The organism is Pelomonas cellulosilytica, from assembly GCF_021353265.1.
Lineage (GTDB): Bacteria > Pseudomonadota > Gammaproteobacteria > Burkholderiales > Burkholderiaceae_C > Pelomonas > Pelomonas cellulosilytica.
This window is the reverse complement of record NZ_JAJTWU010000006.1, coordinates 1-20,307: the sequence shown is the minus strand read 5'-3', so window position 1 is coordinate 20,307 and position 20,307 is coordinate 1. Positions and strand designations below refer to the sequence as shown.

Here is a 20,307-nt window from a genome sequence, read left to right as displayed (position 1 = left end):
ACTCCTAGGTAATCGGCACGGTCAGGGGCCGGATGCCGATCGGCATGAACTCCGCCAGGCGGGTGTTCAGGTTGATCCACTTGTGCGCTTCGAGCAGGAAGCCGAAGGCGCCCATCGCGTCGTCACCGGGGCCGACCGTGCGGATGCGCAGGTCGGCGCCGAAGGCGAGCTGGCCGTAGCCCGGCGCGTTGAAGCGCACGGCGGTGAAGCGCTGCGCCGCGTCTGGCGCGCGCACGCAGAAATGGTTGGCCGGCAGCCGGTTGGCGCCATCCCTGAAGCTGCAGAACTTGAGGCAGCCATGCTGGTTGTCCAAGACCGAGAAAGGTTGCGTGAAGATGCCGCCGCTGCCACCCACCGCTGCCGTGCGGACATGGCCGAAGACGGTGAGGCCGGAGAAGTCCAGCGCGCAGCTCCAGCCGTTGGCCGGATCGACCGGATTGCCGATGGCCAGGCCCCTGTCGGCGTCGACGATGCAGTCCTGTAGGTCGAGCCGGTAGCGCTCATCGATGGCCAGTGCGCCGGTGATGCAGCGCTGCAGCACGATGTGCGGCGTCGGCACGAAGGCGGCTTCGTCGGCCGGAGCGATGAAGCCATAGCCGTTGCGCAGGCCCAGCGCCGGTTGCATCGGTGCGCGTGTGCCGTTGCGCAGTGAATGGCCGCCCGGGAACAGCGTGCATCCGACGAAGGCGAGGCTCGTGACGGCGGCGCGGCTCACCAGCGGCGCACCGGCCGGGTAGCCGCTGGCGGCCGGCGCGATCATCACCCCCTCGAAGCGCACAGCCGGACCGACGATGGTGGCCGCGGACGCGTCGACCGGGCGGAAGGCCAGGGGCCTTCGCAGCATGATGATCGGCCGGTGGCCGTCCGCTGCGCGGATCGTCAGCGACTGCGCGAGCTGCAGCGCGAAGCCGCCGTCGACGACGGTGCCCGGGATGGCCGAGAGATCCAGCTCGTGGACGAGACTGTCGTCGATTTGCACGAGCACCGGCTGAGTTGCGGTGTCTAGGCCGCCCAGCTGGCTTTGCAGCGAGGGGCCGCCCGGCATCGCACTCGCATGCCGGACCGTGAGGCCGCTGAGTCCATCGACCGGCGCGCGGCTGATGGGGTGTGCGCCAACCGGGCCAGACGCGCCATAGGTGAAGCTCGCGTAGACGCGTGCTGTCGTGCCCGCCGCATCGACGAGCGCATCCCGCTGCGCTGCATTGCCCACGCCGATCAGCAGCCGGCCGATGCGCCCGTCGATCACGATCTCGCCGTCGGCCAGCGGTCGGCGCAGGCCCGTCTCCCAGGCACAGAGGTTGTCGCCGCGGAAGCGCCAGTCGGTCGTCGAGAACACCGGCTGCCCGGACAGCGGCAGGAACAGGTTCAGCCCGGTGTCGGCCAGGTCGAAGCCGGTCGGCGGCGTCGCCGCGTCGTCGAAGAAGCCGACGGCGATGTAGTCCTCGGGGTGGCCCGCTTCGCTGCCGCTCGTGAGGCGCGCATCGAGCAGCGGGCCGGGCACGGCGTCGGGCTCGGTCAGCGGCGTGCCGCCGTCGGCCTGCAGGAAGCCGGGGCGGCTGGTGTTGAACAGGATCACCGGCAGGTCCAGCGGATGCAGGTCCAGCCGGATGCAGAACCGCGCGAGGCCGACCGGGGTGGCCGCGCCGAGGTCCGTCGCGCCCTTGGCCAGCGGCCGCACGAGGCGCAGGCGGTAGGCCGCCAGGCGCCAGAGAAAGACGACGAGGTCTGGCAGGTTGATGTGCCGCGCATGGTCGACGCTGCCGTTGACGAGGTGGGGCTTCACGTCCGCCGTATAGGCGAAGGTGTCGAATGGCGTGCCGAGCAGCGCAAGCGCCGCCGGGGCGCGGATGGGCACCGTGCCGCCGCGCGGCGTTATGCGGTGGCCGAGCGTCGTGAGGCGCGCATCGCTGTAGGGCGGCAGACCACCAGCGTCGGGCCGTTGGTGGTTGAGATGCTGCGTCCAGCCGAGGTTCTCGCGCATCTCCACGGCGCGGCAGGCCCAGCCGGTGAGGTTGACGGCCAGCCGCTCGATCGCGCCCAGCGTGCCCTTGCGGCGGCGCAACGCGATGGTGTCGGCCACGTCGGCGCGCAGCGTGCGCGAGTCACCCTTCAGGTGGCTGGTGCCGAGCAGGTCGGCGATGTAGGGCACCACCCAGTCGGCGCAGGTGTCGATGAACAGGTCTTCGTAGCGCTGCGCCACGTCGTCATGCAGCGCGCCGAACACGTCCTCGACAGCGCCGAGGTAGGCCTTGAGCTGGTCCGGCGGCGACTGCTCCGCATCGCGGACGCGGTAGATCTCCGGCAGGCGGTCGAAGAGCGGGACGCTGCGGCGGCTCATGCGCACTCTCCTGCGCTCGGCTCGGCGCTTTCCGTGAGGGTCAGGTGGTGGCCGCTGAGTTGCAGCAACTCCCTGGCGGCGCAACGCAGCGTGGCGATGCGAGGGCGCGGCGGCAGCGGTGCCTGGAGCTTGGCGGGGGCAGGCTGCACACCACCAGCCAGCAGACCGTCCGCCACCACCCGGCACCAGAGCACGCCGGGTACGTTCTGCACGCGGCCTTCGATGCGGCTGGCGTATTCGCGCTCGCCGAGGCGGCGCGCGGACAGGCTGAAGAGCCCGGTGCGATGGCTCTCGTCCTCTGCCAGGCCGAGTTCGGTGCGGATGGCGGCGGCCACGTCGGCGGCCGGGTAGGTCGGGTCACGGGCGTAGGCGAGGTCGAGCCACACGTAGCGCAGCACCGCCTGCTCGATCACCACGGGCCAGCGGTTAGGCCCGCGGCAGCGCAGCGCATGGACGACAGCGGCGCGTACCGCGGCGAATTCGTCCTCGCGCCCGGCCCGCAGCAGCACCCGCAGCATTACCGCCGGCACACCGCCGTCCAGGTCCCACGCGGCCGCGGCGGCGACGACACCGGCGATCGAAAGCACCTCTGTTTCCACGTCGCGCAGGCTGACGATGCGGCCGAGGCTCTGCACCTTGCCCGGCGCGGCTTCGCGGGCCTTGCTGGCGTCTTCGGGATCAGCGCCGCCGCTCACGATGCCGGCGAGGTTCACCTTGTCGAACCCGGCCGGCCGCTCCGGCGCGGACGGCACCGCACCCGGCTTCATCGGGCCGCGAGCGCCGTTGCCGCTGCGGTAGCGCGCGACCACGTTACCGACGCCGCTCGGCAGGCGCGCGCCGGTTTCGCCGTCGCCGAACTGCACATGGCTGCGGCCGTCCGCGTCCTCTCGAACGATGTAGACCTCGTCTGTCGGCCCAGCGCCGAAGAGGGCGTCTACCTGCGTCCACAGGCGACCGCCGACCCACACCTGGAGCGCCGGCCGCAGCGTGCCATCCGGCGCCAGGTCGTAGGTCAACGGTGACTTGGGCAGCGTGAAGGTCTGGAAGGCCTGCGTCGCGTCGCCGTTGCCTAGGGTGGCATCCGCCTCGGCTTTGCCCTGCGTCGCGTCGACGAGGTTGCCGTAGACGGTGACGGTGACAGTGTCTTCGTCGAAGTCCTGCTGGGTGAAAGGCAGTGGCGGGCGGTCGAAGGAGAGCGGCCACATGCTTGCGACGCTCGCGCCGAGGAAGGCGGCGAAGGCGAAGTCCGCCGACGTGTTGGTGCAGACGAGTTCGACGTTGCGCCCGTCCGGCGCGGCGAGCCACAGCCGGCGCCCGCCCATCTGTTGCACCTCGGCGGCGGTGCCGTAGAAGAGCAGTGCCGCGGTGCCGCTGGTGAAGTCGCCGGTGGCATGGTCGGTGGGCGGCGTCAGGCTCAGCTCGGGGCTCGTGATTTCCAGAAATCGCAGGTCCCGGATGTCGGCCATCTCGTAGTGGATGTTGCCGTTGACGATCAGGTTCGAGTCGAGCGTCAGCACTGTGGATGCACCCTGCAGGTTGCCCCAGCGCACAGTGCCGGCGCGCGTGGCAGTGATCGTCTTCGTGACCGCGAACGGCACCGGTGTCGGCTGCCCGTCGAAATGGATGCGGCCCTGGACGATCACCCGCCGGCCGGCGGCGAGGTCCGGCGCCTCCACGTCCAGCGGCATTTCAGTCCAGTCGAGCGTCGTGTAGGCGTCGCCGAAGTAGTACGTAGACTCGAAGGCGTAGATGTAGCGCTCGAAGCGCGTCGCGGCGCTGGAGCTGCCGGTGATGGCGCCGCCACTGCCGGTGATGGGCGTCGTCACGGTGGCGGGCGCGTTGTGGCCGAAGTGGCGCAGCGTGCGGCCGATGCGCACGGCGCGCAGTGGCGCTGTCCAGCCTTCGCTCGGGCCGTGTTCCAGTTCGATACGCACGCGGTCCAGGTGCGGCGTGACGGTCGCGATGGTGACGATCTGCGGCGCCTTCTGCGGCGTCCAGCTTGCGCCGCCGCTGCTGTACATCGACTCGTCGGACATCAGCAGCAGCCGGTCGCCCTTCTTCAACTGTGCGGCGGGCTGCGCGCTGGCAGACAGTTCCAGGTGCGTGCCGCCCGCCGCCAGCAGCGGCTGGGCAATGCGGCGGCGGTACAGGTGGAAGCGGCTGAGCGCGGGCTGGGCGACGAGCTCCTCGACCGTCCGGAAGTCGGCCTGATCGGGCACGTCCGCCAGGTCGGCTTTGACGGGCCAGCCGGCGCGGACCGTCACCGGCGCGGTGCCGCGCACCTCGATGGCCAGCGTCGCCCGCCCGCCCAGTCCGGGTGCCAGCCGATAGCCGGTCAGGCGCACCAGGTCGGCCACGCTGTCGCGCCATTGCGCAGTGCGCAGGTAAGCCTCGTTGGCGTAGTGCTCCTGGTAGAAGCTGAGGATGTCGCCAACGATCGCCGCGCCTTGCAGCAGCGCGATGGCCGGGTCGTCCGGCTCTCGGTGGGTGAAGGCGAGCAGCGGCTCCGCGGCATCGATGTGGCGCAGCATCTGCTCGTAGAAATCGCCGTACCGGCCGATCCGGTAGGCAATGTGCGGCAGCGCCGGGCGGTTGTTCGCCGGTCGGGGGAATAGAAAGTCGTCGGCGATGAAGGGTTGGCAAGCCATCAGACTCTCCCGCCGCGGAGCTCGAAGCGGATCAGGCCGCGTTCGAGGTGATCCGGGTCGTTGGCCAGTAGCACGACCTCGTCGAAGGCCATCTCCAGCGCCTCCATGCCTGGCAGACCCGGTGTCGGCGCGTTGAAACGCTTCATCGTGATGGACACCACGTGCGCGACGCCCGGCACCTGCTGCAGCCGGCCCTCGAGCTGGCTGCGGTGCAGCGCCTGGCCAAACGTCCAGTGGTCCGGATGGAAGAAGCCGCGGCGGCCATCCGACGTGTAGCGGGTGCCGAACTCCTGGTCGAGGATGAAGCGCAGGTCCTCCCGCCAGAACTCGGGGGCCAGGCAGACGACGATGCGCACGTCCAGCGGCACAAAGCGCGGCGGTCGTAGCTCCAGGTCTTCGCCGATCAGCCGTACGGACTCGAGATGGTCGGCCACGCGCTGGCGAAGCGCGTCGTCGAAGGCGGTGGTGCCGGCCGGGTCGATGGTTACGCGCACGGTGCGCCAGGAGCCGGTCCAGGCATAGCGGGCCACGGCGCGCGAGACGCCATCCACCTCTTCGGCGCGGCGGACGTAGTCGGCCAGCGTGACGGCTCGCAACTGCCGCGAGCGGTAGGCCTCGGGCGCGTTGCGGCGGATCTTGTCGGGCGTCTCAGGGGCGCGCCCGTCGCTGACGTCGAACGGGTTCCACACGCGCTGTATGGCGCCGCTCAGGCTGCCGGTGAGCCCTCGCGCAAAGATGAGCTGGTCTGAGCCGATGTTGCCTTCAACGCCGGTACCAGTCTGGTACTGCGCGTGGATGACGGCGCCCTCGGGCAGCAGCTGTCCGTTCGTGCCGTTGCCGAAGCGAAGCACCGTGTGCCGGCGCTCGTCCGTCTCGACAATGAACTGGTCACCCAGCTCCGCATTGTCGTCGCTGTGGACGAGCGACTCGACTTCGTCCCAAACGTCCGTGCCGCCCAGCGGCACCGTCACTTCCACGCGCAGCGTTGACTTCGCGGGAATCTCGCCGCCGCGTGGTGTCGGCAGGTAGGCGAGAGGCGCCTCGAAGCCGTTGGGGCGCACCGGCAGCGCTGCGAGCACCCAGTCGAAGCCGCCGTGGCGCGTGCCGCGCTGGAAGTGGCGTTGCTTCACTTCGGCGGTCTCGGCCGGCAGTGCGGAGCCGGGCTCATGGAAGAACACCGCCATCGGTTCGCCCGCATGCATGGGCAGCAGGTTGCCGTGGAATACCGAGATGTTGTCCACCGGCGTGCCGTTGCAGACGGTGGTGAAGCAGTAGTCCTGGCGCAGCGCGTCCGCTTCTTGCCACCACAGGCGCACGAGGAAGGTGTTGGTGAGCGGATCGTGGATCGTGCGCGCCGCCAGCATGCCGGTGGCGCCAGGCACGAGGCGCAGCAGCTGCCGCTTGCGTGCATCGCGACCGGGTTGCTGGCCGGTGCGCGGGTTCAGCACCTCGGCGATCAACAAGCGGGGCAGCGCGCCGGTCTGGACGAGGTCGCGCAGCGTGTCGGCTTCGAGCTTTGTGGCGCTGGCGGTCGTCACGTCGGCGCTGGTGCTGCCGGCGCGCAGTGCCGGCTGGGCGCCGCGCCAGGTATGCAGGTGCAGCTCGTTGACAAGCGGATCCAGGCGCTGCCGCCGCGCAGCCGGCAACCAGTGGTCGCGGCTGGCGAAGAACACCGACTCGTCCGCCAGCGGCGTGGCGGCACCGGTCCAGCAGACGAGCTGCTGGCTGTCGAGTCTGAAGGGTGCCTGCCCGGGAGAGACGATAACGCCGAGCCAGGTGCTGGCCTGGTGGCCCTCGTTGACGTGGTAGTCCATTAGCCGCGCATGGCGGGCGAGCGAGACGCGCTGGCGCGCTGTCGCGAGATAGGCCTCGGCGCTGACGCGATCCTGGAAGTCGCTGATCTCGTCGCCCGCGGCGGCGAAGAGGTCGATCAGCACCTGGTCGAGGTCCGCCTCGCTGGTGCTGCGCCAGCCGGGCACGCGCTCAGCCATCGCCACCATCAATGTGTGGCGGAAGGAGTCGTAGTCCTTGGCGAGGTAGTCGATGCGCGGACCGGGTGCGAGTGGCCGGCCGGGCAGCGTCGGTGCGCAGTCGTTGGTGAAACAGCCGGGGCGGAAGCGGAAGCCGATGCCGGAAAAGAAGGGGTCGATGCGGCTAGCGTCCCAGACAAGCTCGATGGTGTACGTCGAGTAGTCGCCGACGGGCTCAATGCGCAGCGACAGCTGTTCGGCCGTGGAGCCGGCGACGACGGCGGTGCAGCGGACTTGGCCGGGCAGGGTGCCCGCCGGCACGCGCGTGCCGCCGCGGATGCGAAAGATCTGGCCCGCGCGGGTCGGCGTGGCGGTGATCTCGGCCAGGATTGAAGCGACGAAGAGGCCGTTGAAGAAGCGCAGGTCGATGTCGGCATGTCCGGGCGCGGGCCCCGGCGGCAAGCTGACCAACGCGAGCTTCAGGCCATTGAGGTTCGCCGCCGCCAGCGCATCCGCGCGGTCGTCGACATAGTCCTGCGACACGATGGCAGTCATGTCCGCCCCTCGTTCGATGTGTACATCACCCGATCCATCGGGGGGATGCGAGCCGGCTTGGGAGCGTCCCTGCGCTCGGCCCGCTTCATCCCCCGCTCCTCTGGAACTTCACGACCCGCGAGTCGGGGGAGCCGGCCGGCCGGTACTTGACCATCACCTCGAGCCGCGAACCGGGATCGTCAAAGGTCACGTCGATGAGCTCCACCGTCAGTCGGGTGGCGAGCCAACGCGACAGCGCATTCGTGATGCGCGCCTTGACGACGCCGCGCAGCACGTCCGACGCCGGCTCGAATACAAGGCGCCGCACGCCGCCGCCGAACTGGGGTAGGAACAAGCGCTCGCCCGGCGCCGTCAGCAGCAGCTGCAGCAGCTCGTCGCGCACCTGGTCCGCATCGGATTTCGGCGCCGCGCTGCGGCCGTCGCTGCTGATGCGAAACGGGAAGGCAAGGTGCCGGCCGTTGGGAAGAGGAGGGCTCGCCATAGTCAAAGTCCCGAGGCTTGAGTCTGCGTCTGCACGACGATCGCCGTGCCCTGCGGCACGGAGCTCGGGTTCAGGCACAGGCCCACGCTGTTGTCCATCAGCGCTGGCACGCCGTTGATCGTCGACTGCAGGGAGCCCGTCAGCCACTGGATCGTCACGCAGGGCAGCGGTACGCCGCCGGGTGCGAAGGTGCAGCCGACGACCGGGTGCACGTCCGTCATCAGCAGCACCGGCCCCGAGGGCAGCAGCGCCTGCGTATTGCTCGTGAAGAGCACTGCCTGCCCGCCGTGCGGGCACATCACCGAGCTGGCCGGGGTGAGGAAGAAGCTCATGACCACCCCTCGCCCGACGGGGGCGTAGGGCGATCCCCCGAGGGGATGCGGGCCCGCCTGGGAGCGGCCTGGCGTTCGGTCCGCGATGGTGCTGGCGCAGGATGTCTCATGTCGGCGGCACTCCCAGCGTCATCGCACCGGCCGCGAGGCTGACGCCGGCGGGGCCGATCTTCACGATGCCGCTGTTGAAGTCGATGGCGCTGGCGCTCATTTCCATCGTGCTGGCGCCGAGGCTGAGCTTGATGCCGCTCGACGTCAGCTCAACCTTGGCGCCGCCCGCGTGCTCGATGCTGATGCTGCCGCCGTCGTCGTCCAGCACGAGCTTGTGCCCGCCCTGGGTGACGATGACGTGCGCGCCGGCGGTGTCGGGCGTCGGACGCTGGCCGGAGACGAAGAAGCCACCGGACCAGATCGGGAAGTCCAGGTTGCCGGCCTCGAACTCGATCCACACCATCGCGCCGACGGCCGGCAGCATCACGTGGCCAGCCCCGTCGCCAGTGAAGGGAAAGGATGGCAGCGCCCAGCCGACCGGCGTGTCGGCGCCCATCACCGAAGGCACCGTCGCCATGATGCGTCCCAGTCCGTCCGGGTCGTCGATGTCCGTCACCGTGCCACGGAACTTGCCGAAGAAGCGGCCCGCGCTGTGCTGCGTGAGCTGCTCAATGCTGCGTTCGAGAACGTCGCCGGTCAGTGCGCCCATCAGAAGACTCCCACGCTGGCAGAGAACGAAACGGACAGGCCGCCGCCCGGCGCCTCCACCACCGGTGCCGCCGGCACGGTGGTGCGCCCGTCGCTGCGGGCCTCGAAGTGCTGCGTCCAGACCGACGGCGTGATCGTGTGCACCACCTTCGTCAGCAGGTAAGTGCCGCTGTAAGGCGTGCTGCCGCATTCCACGCGCACCTTGCGGTACGGAATCAGCACGGCGGCATAGCAGCCGGGCACGACACGGCTCGTCAGCTTGAACGCATAGGCAGCGTCGCGTGCGCGTCGCTCGGTGGCGTCCGTGAGGTCCTCGCGCAGGGCATCGGCCGGCGGCAGCAAGCGGGACGGAGTGTCGTCATCCGGCAGGACCGGCGCATCGCCGCTGATGGACAGGTCGCTCGCGCTGCTCTCGAAGCTGGTGATATGGCCGTTCTGCAGGCTAAGCGTCGCGCCCTGGCTGCGCTCGGGCGATTCGCTGTCTTCCTCGATGGTTGCGTCCGCGAGGTTGCGGCCGTCGCCGATCAACTTGAGCGTGGGCAGGCTGGGGTCGGCCTCTTCAGGGTCCGGCAGGAAGCAGCCGATGCTCTGGCCCGGCGTCGTGCCGGGCAGCACGTAGGCGCGGCGTGCGTTGGCATGCGCCAACTGCGCAAGCAGCGTGAGGCGCGTGCCGCGACGCGTCGTGATGGGGTGTGTGGCGCTGGTGGGCGGGTCGGCGCGAACGTCGGCGATGGCCGGCACGCTGCGCAGTAGCTCCTCGGCGACCTGACTGTCGGTCTTGTCGCGGAAGATCTCGGTGCCGTGCTCGCGGTCGAGCAGCACCGAGTCGTCCCGCACCGCGAACGTGGCGGTGCTGCGGCCCGGCTGAGAGTCCAGCCGCGACTCAAAGCGCGAGACCGGTCCGTCGATCAGCGGCACGAAGCTACCGCTGCCTGGATCGAGCTCCACGCGCACGCGGGAAAAGGGCGCGGCCTGCGTGTCCGGCCGGTGCTGCCAGCGGCCTTGCGCGTCCAGGCACATCGTCATGCGGATGCGCGCCTCCCAGAAACGGTCGAGCTCCTGCGTCACCTCGATCTCCTCGATGCGGTCGAGGTCATCCGCGCTGGCCTGCACGGTGCCGAACCAGACGCGGAATTGCGCAGCGCCCATGGGGTTCAGGCCTGAGGCACGTGGAGCGTGTCGCCGGGCTCGGCCAAGAGATCGCGGCTGTCGAGGTCGGTGTTGGCATCGGCGATGTGCCAGAACCAGGTCGCCTCGGCGTACTGCTGGTCAGCGATCACGTCGAGCCGATCACCGCTGACGACCGACCGCGGCGCCCCGGCGGCGGGCGTGAGCTGCCGGCGCTTCAGCGCCACGACGGTCTCGCCGGTGGCGAGCGTCGTCGTCACCGTGGCTACCTGGGCATAGCGGGAGTTGGGCAGAAACATGCGGCGTCTCCTTCGTTCAGATCGGGATCAGGTCGACGACCTGCTCGGCGGTATTGGCGAGGTTGGCGATCGCCATGGCTTCCTTGGCGAGCGTCGAGTACTCGAGTGCACCCTTGGCGACGATGTCGTCGGAGCACTGGTCAATGGCGATGACTGACAGCGTGATGTCCACGTCGGCGCGCATCGGGTTGAGCAGGAAGTCGTACTCCTGCTCGACGATGGTCATGGAGTCGATCGTCACCGGCAGCACGCGCGTCGGTCCCCAGATGAAGAGGATGCGCGGATACGCCTCGCGCGGAATCGGCTGGGCTGGCGGCGACGGCGGAGATACCGCGCCAGCAATCGCATCGATCGCCGCGCCGATCGCGCCGGCGATCTTGGTCGAGGGCAACACCATCTTCTCCAGCGCGGCGAGCTGCGGGCCGATGCCGAAGAGACGGGCCAGCGCCTTGTCCTCGTCCAGCAGGTTCACTGCGCTGAACTGGGCCTTCAGCGTGATGCGCTCAAAGGTGGTCTCGCCCGCTTGTGTCGTCTCCCGCTGCGTGGCACCGCTCGGCCGCGGTGGCACCTGCAGCGCGCGCGACAGCTGCTCCGGGTTGTACTGGAAGATCACCACGTTGGGGATCGGGCCGATGAGGCCGGAACCGTACTCAATCAGGGCGCCGCGCAGCATGGGGGAAGGTCTCCGTGGAAGGTAGCCGGCCGGCGATACGGTCGGCCAGGTGATTGGCCAGGACCTGCGGCGTGCGGCCCTCGGGCAGGGGGGCGGTCACGCCGCCAAGCCGCGCTTCGAGCGCCGGCCCCAGCAGCCGCACGGCGGCCTCGGCGAGCGCCGGGTCGATGCCGCGCAGGTCGAGGTCCAGCCGCTCGATGTGGATGCGCTTCATGACCGCCTCTCAGCGCTAGGCGCCAGCAGCGCGGCATGTGGCCCGAACTGGTCGAGGCTGAAGGCGCGTTCGAGCTTCTCGTATTCGCGTTGCACCGCGGGAATGAGCTGCTGCATCGTCAGCACGCGCGGTGCGTCGGCGGTGGCGGCCTGCAGGAAGGCATGGAAGACGATGGCACGTATGTGACCGCCGGCGATTGGGAAGCGCTGCGCGAGGAACTCGAAATCCACCCCGCTCGCATCCACCTCCGCCGGGATCACGCTGCGCCAGATGCGCAGCCGTTCGGCCGCCCCCGGCAGCGGGAACTCGATGACGAAGCGCAGCCGCCGCAGGAACGCCTCGTCGATGTCCTTGCGCCGGTTCGTCGCGAGGATGGCCAGGCCCTTGAAGCGCTCCATGCGCTCCAGCAGGTAGCTCACCTCGAGGTTGGCATAGCGGTCGTGCGCATCCTTCACCTCGCTGCGCTTGCCGAACAGCGAATCGGCCTCGTCGAAGAACAGGATCGCGTCGGCGGCATCGGCCGCATCGAAGAGGCGCTTGAGGTTCTTCTCGGTCTCGCCGATGTACTTGTTGACCACCTGCGAGAGATCGATGCGGAAGAGCGGCAGCTGTAGTGCGTCGGCGATAGCTTCGCTCGCCATCGTCTTGCCGGTGCCCGGCGGGCCGGCAAAGAGGGCAGCCAGCCCGCCCTCGTTCCAGGCACGCGCGGTGCCCCAGTGCTGGTGCACGCGGCCGAGGTTGAGCATCGCGTTGACGAGCTCGTCCACCTGCCGCGCCTGCGCAGGCGGCAGCATCAGCTCGTCAAGCGTGAAGCGCGGCGTGACCGGCTGGGCCAGTGCGCCGAGGTCCAGCGCCTGGCGCGCTGCGGCGAACAGCTCGTCGCTGCGCGGCGGGCGGCCCAGGCGAGACAACTCCGCGCCGACTTTGGCGATCTGTAGCGGCTCGCAGCGCCAGCGGCGCGCCAGCTCGGCCAGGGCCGGGTCGCCGGCCGCGGCGGGCAGGGCGCGATGCCAGGCGTCGAGGCGCTCGGCGACGCTGGCAGGTGGGGATTCGAGCGTCAGCACCGGCGGTTCGGCGAGCCGCTGCAGCGCGGCGCGGTCGTCGGTGCCGATGACCAGCGTGAGCGGCAGCGCCGGCAGCGGCAGCCGGAGCGTTTCGTGGCCGTGCCCGTCTGCCTCCAGCGCGGCCAGGGGCAGCACCAGCGCCTCGCCGCGTAGCCAGGCCTGCGTCATCTGCGCTGGCAGCGCCTCGGGTTGCGCAAGGCACAGCGGCTGCCCGGCGGCCTCGCTGCAGTCCGCATGGCCGAGCTGCGCGATGACGCGGCGGTGAGGCACAGCGCAGATGTCGCGCGGCGTGCCGAGGGCCAGTTCGCGCGCCACCCGCGGCGGCATGCGCAGCGGCGCGGCCCAGCCATCGACCGGCGCGATCAGGCCATGGCTGAACAGCGCATGAGAGGCATCGAGGCACGCGAGTACGGCGGCGGGCTCGTCCCACAGACGCTGTGCGAGCGCCAGGCTGGGCTCGCCGCGACCCGACTCATTCATCACGGTGGCAATGACCGGGCCCGCCGCCGCGTCGATGGCCGGCAGCAGCGCCAGTGCCAGCACAAACGCCTCGACCGGCTGCAGCGCAAGCGAATGGACGGCGAACGAGAACGCACCGGTGGGGCCATCGACCATCGGCTGTGCGTGGATCTGCTCGCTCAGGTGCAGGGCGGTCGGGTCCTGCGCGAAGAAGGCGGCCTTGTCGTCCACATAGCGTTGCAGGTCGAGTGACGCCAAACCCGCGTCCAGCATTACCGGCAGCGGCTCGCCGCGCTCGTTGGGGTAGCCCTGCAGCTGCCGCTCACGCCACAGCCAGGCCACCTCCCGCCGCAGTCGCAGCATCGCCTGACGCAGCCACAGCCGGGCCATCGGATCGGCGACGGCCAGTGCGGGCGTGAGAGCGATGGGCAGGTCGGGCTTCATGGCAGCACCACCTGCGGGCTGAAACGCGCCTGCTGGTTGTTGACCTTGACGATGACGAGATAGGTGCCGGCCGGCAAGCCGGCAGCGCCGACACCGGGCACTGTCAGCTGGCTTTGCGTGGAGGCGGGGGCCACCACGTCGAACAGACGCTGGACCGAGCCGTCGTCCTTGAACAGCACGACGACCACGTCGTCCGTGTTCGGCTCGGCGGGGCCGTGGCCGAGCAGGCGGCCAGTCACGCGCAGGTCCGTGCCCACCATCGTGGCGCTCGCCACAGTGGGTAGCAGCCTGGCCAGCTGCACGTTGCTGGAGCGCACGCGCGTCGGCGAGAGGCGTCGCTGTACGGTAAGGCCCAGCTCGCCGGCGGAGAGCGAAGTGCCATCGGCGATGGGCGTGCCGGGCGAACCTTCGACGGTAACCTGCAAGCGGTCGGGCTGGCGGTCCGTGATCGTGAGCTGCCGTTCGCCGAGCGCGACTTCGATGTTGGCGCCGTGCAGGTTGTCGCCGAAAAGCTCGATCGTCGTGCCGGCTTCGAAGGCCGCCGGTGCCACGCGCGCCAGCACCGGGCCCATCGTCGGCGCCACGTCGATGGAAACGCCGTCGATGCCGATGACCGTGTTGGGCGCCGTCGTGTAGTCGACGCCGACCAGCAGGCTCGATGAGGTGGGGCCCGGCGGAATGATCATGACGGGCCTCACCTGGAAGGCCATCGAAAGGCGGTAGCGCTCGTCGCCGCCCTGCATCAGCTTGGAGAGCAGGTCGACGCTGCCCTCGTCAAAGCCGAGAGTCAACGCCTCGGGGTTGTCCTGCAGCGCCGCCTGCACGGAAGGAATCACCGGCGCGACGAGCCGCAGGATGCTCAGCTCCTGCAGCACAGACAGCCCGCCGCCGAGCAGCTCGTGCGCCGCGGCACTGTCGCTGTCCTCGCTCTCGTCGAAGGCGGTCAGCAGGTATTTGAGAATCAGCCACAGGGGCGGCGGATCACCCCGGCGCAACTCGACGTTGCGCATGTGCGCGTCGAAGGCCACTTCGTACAGGAAGAGGTTGAGCTTCGGCCCGCCGTTGTTGCTCGCGGCCTCCTCAGGCCGGCCCACGCTGACGTCGAAGCCCCGGCGGATCAGGTGGTCACGCAGCAGCAAAGTGACGGAGCCGATGGCGCGGGAGGTGTCGGCGGCGGCCATGGTGCAGGGCTTTGATTACCAGCGCGGCAGCCGGCTGCGCGACAGGCCGCTGCCGATGGCGCTGTGCGCACCGCTACCTCGGGTAGGCGAGGGCGCTTCCGAGGCCCGCGGCGTTTCGGGTGCAGCGGCCATGGTCTGCGGCGCGGGCGGGGGTGGGGCGAAGCGCGCGGCAGTCGCGGCATCGAGCGTGACGTGCAACGTGCCGATATGGACCTCGGGTGTTTGGCGGCTCGTGCCTTTCGAGGCTTCGGTCGGGCGAAGTTGCTGCGTGCGTGCGGGTGTTTCGGCGTGGCGAGGCGGAACAGCCGGGCGGGGAAAGGCCTCGACCGCGTGTGTCGTGGACTCGAGGGCATGAGGCCGAGGCGGCGGTTCGCGCCGTGGAGGCTCGACGCGCTGCGTCGCAGGCGGGGATTCGGGAGCGACAGGTTTTGCAGATGGCTCGCGATGCGAAGTCGGATGCACGGCTTCGCGTTGCGAAGTGATCTCCGGCGCTTCGGGCGTCATGGGTGCTTCGCTCGTCGATGCGGTCTTGGCGGGCTCACCAGCCGCGATCCAGCGCAGCGCCGCCTGTACGGCAGGTGATGGATCGCGCGCCAGCGTTGCCGGAGACGGATCACGCGACGGCTCGGCGCGACGGGGCGGTGCGGGAGGCAATCCGGTCGGCGCCGGCGCCGGCGCCGGCGTCTGCGCCTGCGCCTGCGCCGCAGCGGTGTCCAAAGCGGTCGGCCGCGCTGACATAGGCGCCGCTGGTGCAGCTTCTTGCGCCGACTCGATCGGGTCGAACACGTCGTTCGCGTTCGTCGCGGCAGGCGCCTGCGGCAAGGGCGTCGTTCCCGACAAGCCCGCTGATCGCAGCATTCCGCTGAAGTAGTCAGTCCCCGCCTTCATGTGAGCGGCTCCTCGTTCGCGCCCATCGCCTGCAAATACAGGCGCCGGCGCGACGGCGGCACCTCGAAGATTTCGCGTTCGCTCCACCCGTAGCGCGACGCAAACCAGTGCACTTCGTCCACCAGCGCCGCCTGACGCAACGCCAGCTGATGCAATGCCACACCTTCGAGGTCGATGGCGTGGTCATCCGCGGTGCCGCATTCCGGGCAGGCGCAATGCACGCTGAAGGCGACCAAGGGATCGGCCTCGGACAGCGCCTGGGCGGCGAGAGGCGCGTCGTCCTCAGCGGGCGTGCCGGCCAGACACAAGCGCTCGAGCAACGCACGCGCAACGGTAGCGGGGGCGGCATCGAGCAGGGTGGTCATCGCGTCCTCGCGGCAGGCGCGCAGGTCGGCGCCGGTTGGGCGGCGCAGCGTCATGAGCGGCTGACCGGCTTCGGTCGTCACGGTCACCGGCGGCAGCAGGTCGTCGTCCAGTGCCCAGGCAATCTGGGGCAGCTCGATGTCAAAGCGCTTGCCGCAGTCGGGCTGTCCGCAGCGCAGCGTGAGCTCCAGTGAACGCAGGCCATGGGCGAGCAGCGCCAGGTCCAGCAATGCGGCGATGCGGCGGCTCAGCGGCACCTGCCACCAGTCCTCGGCAGGCGCTGCGGCGGCAAGCAATGCTGTCACCAGCGCGGGCCGGTCATCGCAGGCGAAGTCGTGCTCGAGATCGCACGCGTGCTGCCCGAAAGGGCGCAAGGCAGGCATGGGCGCCATGGGGGTTCATCCGGCCACCGGCACGGCAGCGCTTTCGTCCGGCTCGGGCGTGTCGGCGTCGCGCTCCCAGCCCTCCAGCTCCAGCTTCATCATCTCGATGGCGGTCGCGTTGGCATTGGCGTCGAGGTCCGGGATGGCCTGGTACTCGCTGACCCAGCAGCGGTAGAGCTTGTAGCGTTTCACCGTCAGCCCACGCTCGTTGTTGAACAGCAGCACGAGGTCCTTGCGGAAGCTCTTCAGATCCATGGACGGATCGTCCAGTGGGTGCACGAGGTTGGCCCACTTCTCGAACTCGGGGTCGTGCGTGACGCCTCGCTCCAGCGTGATCGCCTCATACGTGGTGCGGCCGGGAGACTTGCGGTCGGTGCTGTTGTCTCCGCCCTCGCGGTGCTTGACCACCTCGGTCGTGCGCTTGAGCGCCGTGCATTTGCTGATGCCCACGACGATGCGGCCGTCCCACATGATCTGGAACTTGAAGTTTTTGTACGGGTCGTAGCGGTTCACGTTGACGACGAAGCCTTTGGCCATGGTGCTGCTCCGGAATGCGTTGGGGTGGCAGGGTTGTCAGGCGTGTCAGACCTGCAGGTCGCCGGCGATCTGCTGGATCGTCAGCACCACGAACTCGGCTGGCTTCAGCGGCGCGAAGCCCACCTCGATGTTGACGATGCCGGCGTTACGGTCGGCCTGTGTCGTTGTCTCCTTGTCGCACTTGACGAAGTAGGCCTCGGCGGGCGTGCTGCCCTGGAACGCGCCCTGGTTGAACAGTCCCCGCATAAACACTCCGACGTTGAGCCGGATCTGCGCCCAAAGCGGCTCGTCGTTCGGCTCGAACACAACCCATTTGGTGCCGCGGAACAGGCTCTCCTCGATGTAGAGCGCGAGCCGCCGGATGGGGATGTACTTCCACTCGCTGGCGAGCTGATCCGCGCCGTCCAGCGTGCGCGCGCCCCAGCAGATGTGGCTGTAGACCGGGAAGGTGCGTAGGCAGTTCACCCCCAGCGGATTGAGCGCGCCGTTCTGCAGGTCCGTCAGCAGGTAGGCGAGCGATTGCACGTTCTCCAGCTTTGCCTCAGTGCCGGCCGGTGCCTTCCAAACGCCCCGCGTGGCGTCGGTGCGCCCGTAGAGACCGGCCACCGTACCGCTGGACGCGATGCTGCGCAGCCGGTTGCCGTTGACAGGATCCGGCACGAATGTGCGCGGGAAGTACACCGCAGCATCACGGCTGCGCAGTGAATCGTTCTGCGACATCCACGTCTGCATCGCGTCGAGGCTCGCGGTTTGCTCCGGGATGTCAATCAGCAGGAAGCCGCGCCGGCTGGCGATGTACGTCGTGGCTTCGGAGTAGACGGCGTTCATGTTCGTGGCCGGCAGGTCGGCCACGCGTGGCATGCACAGCAGGTTCACGAGGTCAACGTCTTCCAGCGCATAGATGCCGGTCTTCGCGGCCAGCGTGCCGGTGAGCTCAGGCGCGTTGACGGGCATCGTGCCGTCGGTGCCGCCGGCCAGCGCGATCTGCTGCGCGTTCGTGGCGCCGGGCAGGCCCAGTGCCGCGGCGGAGGTGCCACCCATCGTCAGCGTGGCCGCGGGCAGGTAGCTGGTGGCGCCGCGGCCCGCGAGGAACTGGAGCCGGAAACCGGTGCCGACCGAGCCTACGAGCTTCACCGTCGCGCCGGCAATCAGCGCGCGCTCGGCGTCGGTGGTGGCAAGAGCGGAGGCGCTGCGCAGCGCAGCTTCGATGAGCGGGCGCAGCGTTGGCAGGTCCGGCGAGCCGGTGTAGGCGACGCTGAAGGCGCGCGCGCCGCCGCCCGCATCCACGCTCAGCAGCAGCGGGCTCGCGGGAATCGCGGCGACGGTTGTGCCCAGCGTGCCCGTGGCCGCCGGCCTGGGGAAGGGCGCAACAGTGGGTAGCGCCGTCGCGATGCCGTTGCGATCCAACTGCACGATCGCCGAGCCGGCATTCACCACGTCGAGCGCGAAGTTCGGCGCGCCGGCCTGCATCGTCAGGTTGCGGAAGCTCTCGCTGCGCAGCACCTGCGTGCGGCCGTTGCTCGTCGCCACCTCGCTCACGGTGAGGTTGAATTGCGCCGACGGATCGAAGCTGTCGTAGTCGATGTCCAGCCTCACGCCGTTGCCCCAGGTGCCAGGGTTCTGGGCACTGAGCCCGCGCATCTGCCGGCCGGCGGTGACGTTGAAAAGGTCGGTCCCACCGCCGCCTGCGGTGTCGGAGACGGTCACGGTCGCCGCCGCGGCCGAGTCGCTGACCCGCACCACCCAGCACTCACCGCCACCGTTTTGAAAGAACTGCTTGACGCCGTAGCTGGCCGGGCTGTCCGTGCTGATGCCGCCGAACTCGCGCTCGAAGTCGGCATAGCTCAGGCACTGCACGGCCTCATCGAGCAAGCCGCGAGGGAAGCCGTCGATGAACGCAGCAATGGAGGTGGCGACGCCGGTGATGGTGCGCACGCCGCTGGACTTCTCCTGCACATACACACCGGGATAGCTGACCTGGATCATGAGCGGTTTCTCCTAGCGGGCCAAGAAAGCAGCTGAATGGCGAGCCGCGCGATGCATCGCAGGCTTCATCCATCAAGGTTGACGACCTGGCGGTCGTCGGCATTGAGTTGCGTGCCCCGGCGCCATCGGCGTTCCGGGCGCTCCGCCGGCTTCGTTTCGATGCCGTCGAGCGTTGGCGCTATCGAATGGTTTCGAAGCGCTGGAAAAGATTCTCTTGTTCGGCCCGAAAGCCCACATCCATAAGGCGACGGACGTCGCCAGGTGTTTCACCTTGTCACCAAAGCCCCTTGAAATTGTTGGCTGTGACGACGGTCGTGCGTACGCCTTTCGCTTGTCAGACGCCGGTCTCAACGATTAAGCAGGCTGCATCGCGTCGAGTCCGTGGCACAGGAGGGATGGGCAGGCGTGCTCGGACTCTTGGAACCGGAATCGGTGGTGATGTCTGACTGGGTAGCCGCGCTCGGGCAAGGCCTGGTACCGGTAGGGACGGTGTACTACTCAGAAGCTCCGTTCACTGAGAGTCAGGAGCTTGAAGCGTAGACAGCGCGCAGTGGCGTCACCTCCAGGCCTGGGGCATCTGCCGCTCTATGTCACTAAAGCGCCATTGCTGAACAAGGCGCCCGCCGACGGGATTCTGGAAGACCCCGGCGAAGGAGGCCTCACGCCATCAGATTAGGGGTAATGCCGCTTAAGCACGCCGCTCGCAGCAGTGGCCATCGCGACCAAGCGCTGCTCGCCGAGGTGGGTCATCTCGCCGAGATGGCGTCGCTGCGTGCCGGGGATGGCGTACTCACGCGTACTGGGCTGCGATCAGCGATCCGAGACCGCTGCACGACTGACGTCACGACGAGCGTCCGCGGCCGGAAATGACGCTGATTTCAAGATGCGCAATCCAGAGCGGGTTTTCGGGCCGTTTTGAGGCCTTTCGAGCCCTCTCCCGGGGGCCTTTGGCCCCTCAGGACGGACTACTTCCCGCACACGGCTGCAGCTGACCGCTTTGCAGCTTCCTCATCGCCTTGAGCAGGTTCACGCCCAGCGCCGCCCAGGCCGTCTGCGCCTGCGTCTTGCCCACCCCGAAGTACCTCGCTCAGCTCAGGCGGAAGCGCCGCTTCATCGTGCCGAAGCCTTGTTCAACCTTGTAGCGCAGCGTGGCGATGGCCCGGTTCATCTGGGTCTGCAACGGATGCACCGGATGGCCCCGGCTGCCCTTGAACTGGATCAGGTCACCGATGCCCTTGGCCTGGAGGTACTCACGGTTGGCCGCGCTGGCATAACGCTTGTCCGCCAGCACGCCCTCAGGCTGGATGCCTTGCTCGATGAGCGCGTCGACGATGCCCGGCAGCTTGTTCACCTCGGACTGGTTGGACGGGTGCACTTCGACGTGTTCGACATAACCGTCCTCGGTGTCCACGGCGCTGTAGCCGCGATAGCCGAAGAAGGCCTCGTTGCCCTTCTTGACCCAGCGCGCCTCTTCATCGGCGCTGTCCACCACGTCGGCCTGACCCTCGTCATCGACTTTGACATGCTGGTTCGGCCGCGCCGCACTCTCGATGATGGTGGCATCGATGATCGCGCCGCGGCTGCCGGCGACCTTCAGGCCCTGGCCTTCGAGCTGGACGTTGACCCGGCGCAGCAGCACCTGGTCGAGCTTGGCCGCGACGAGCC

At 69.1% G+C, this 20,307-nt stretch carries 17 protein-coding genes; all 17 read right to left on the bottom strand.

From position 1 onward, the window contains the following. Positions 1-4 precede the first annotated feature (4 nt). Positions 5-2,338 (bottom strand): phage tail protein, encoded by a 2,334-nt coding sequence (locus tag LXT13_RS15470; protein WP_233372865.1) that lies wholly within the window; start codon positions 2,336-2,338, stop codon positions 5-7. After that, positions 2,335-4,986, bottom strand: a complete 2,652-nt coding sequence (locus LXT13_RS15465; protein ID WP_233372864.1) for a baseplate J/gp47 family protein — start codon at positions 4,984-4,986, stop codon at positions 2,335-2,337. Before LXT13_RS15465 ends, LXT13_RS15470 begins: the two co-directional genes overlap by 4 nt. Further along, entirely contained in the window at positions 4,986-7,511 is a 2,526-nt protein-coding gene (locus tag LXT13_RS15460) for a baseplate J/gp47 family protein (protein WP_233372863.1), read from the bottom strand. The genes LXT13_RS15465 and LXT13_RS15460 overlap by 1 nt, the downstream gene beginning before the upstream one ends. A gap of 85 nt (positions 7,512-7,596) precedes the next feature. Next, a complete protein-coding gene (locus tag LXT13_RS15455) occupies positions 7,597-7,992 on the bottom strand; it encodes a GPW/gp25 family protein (RefSeq protein WP_233372862.1) in 396 nt (131 codons plus the stop codon). 2 nt (positions 7,993-7,994) lie between these two features. Next, positions 7,995-8,324, bottom strand: coding sequence for a hypothetical protein (locus LXT13_RS15450; protein ID WP_233372861.1), 330 nt, complete (start codon positions 8,322-8,324; stop codon positions 7,995-7,997). A gap of 106 nt (positions 8,325-8,430) precedes the next feature. Continuing rightward, a complete protein-coding gene (locus tag LXT13_RS15445; RefSeq protein WP_233372860.1) occupies positions 8,431-9,024 on the bottom strand; it encodes a phage baseplate assembly protein V in 594 nt (197 codons plus the stop codon). After that, on the bottom strand, positions 9,024-10,172 hold the full coding sequence (locus tag LXT13_RS15440; RefSeq protein WP_233372859.1) for a hypothetical protein: 1,149 nt from the start codon (positions 10,170-10,172) through the stop codon (positions 9,024-9,026). The genes LXT13_RS15445 and LXT13_RS15440 overlap by 1 nt, the downstream gene beginning before the upstream one ends. Positions 10,173-10,177: 5 nt before the next feature. Continuing rightward, entirely contained in the window at positions 10,178-10,450 is a 273-nt protein-coding gene (locus tag LXT13_RS15435; protein ID WP_233372858.1) for a LysM peptidoglycan-binding domain-containing protein, read from the bottom strand. A 16-nt stretch (positions 10,451-10,466) separates the two neighbouring features. After that, positions 10,467-11,123, bottom strand: coding sequence for a hypothetical protein (locus LXT13_RS15430; RefSeq protein WP_233372857.1), 657 nt, complete (start codon positions 11,121-11,123; stop codon positions 10,467-10,469). Further along, positions 11,101-11,337 carry a hypothetical protein gene (locus LXT13_RS15425; RefSeq protein WP_233372856.1) on the bottom strand — a complete coding sequence of 79 codons (237 nt, stop codon included), beginning with the start codon at positions 11,335-11,337 and terminating at the stop codon, positions 11,101-11,103. The genes LXT13_RS15430 and LXT13_RS15425 overlap by 23 nt, the downstream gene beginning before the upstream one ends. Then, positions 11,334-13,304, bottom strand: a complete 1,971-nt coding sequence (locus LXT13_RS15420) for an ATP-binding protein (protein WP_233372855.1) — start codon at positions 13,302-13,304, stop codon at positions 11,334-11,336. The genes LXT13_RS15425 and LXT13_RS15420 overlap by 4 nt, the downstream gene beginning before the upstream one ends. Next, the gene (locus tag LXT13_RS15415) at positions 13,301-14,485 is read right to left on the bottom strand and encodes a Pvc16 family protein (protein WP_233372854.1); all 1,185 of its coding nucleotides are present in this window, start codon (positions 14,483-14,485) and stop codon (positions 13,301-13,303) included. Before LXT13_RS15415 ends, LXT13_RS15420 begins: the two co-directional genes overlap by 4 nt. A gap of 15 nt (positions 14,486-14,500) precedes the next feature. Continuing rightward, a complete protein-coding gene (locus tag LXT13_RS15410) occupies positions 14,501-15,373 on the bottom strand; it encodes a hypothetical protein (RefSeq protein WP_233372853.1) in 873 nt (290 codons plus the stop codon). Beyond that, positions 15,370-15,966 carry a hypothetical protein gene (locus LXT13_RS15405; protein WP_233372852.1) on the bottom strand — a complete coding sequence of 199 codons (597 nt, stop codon included), beginning with the start codon at positions 15,964-15,966 and terminating at the stop codon, positions 15,370-15,372. Before LXT13_RS15405 ends, LXT13_RS15410 begins: the two co-directional genes overlap by 4 nt. A 168-nt stretch (positions 15,967-16,134) precedes the next feature. Then, on the bottom strand, positions 16,135-16,656 hold the full coding sequence (locus LXT13_RS15400; RefSeq protein WP_233372851.1) for a phage tail protein: 522 nt from the start codon (positions 16,654-16,656) through the stop codon (positions 16,135-16,137). 45 nt (positions 16,657-16,701) lie between these two features. Then, entirely contained in the window at positions 16,702-18,642 is a 1,941-nt protein-coding gene (locus LXT13_RS15395; protein WP_233372850.1) for a phage tail sheath C-terminal domain-containing protein, read from the bottom strand. 1,087 nt (positions 18,643-19,729) lie between these two features. Beyond that, on the bottom strand, positions 19,730-20,307 hold a 578-nt coding region (locus LXT13_RS15390; protein ID WP_233372849.1), incomplete at its 5' end, for a transposase.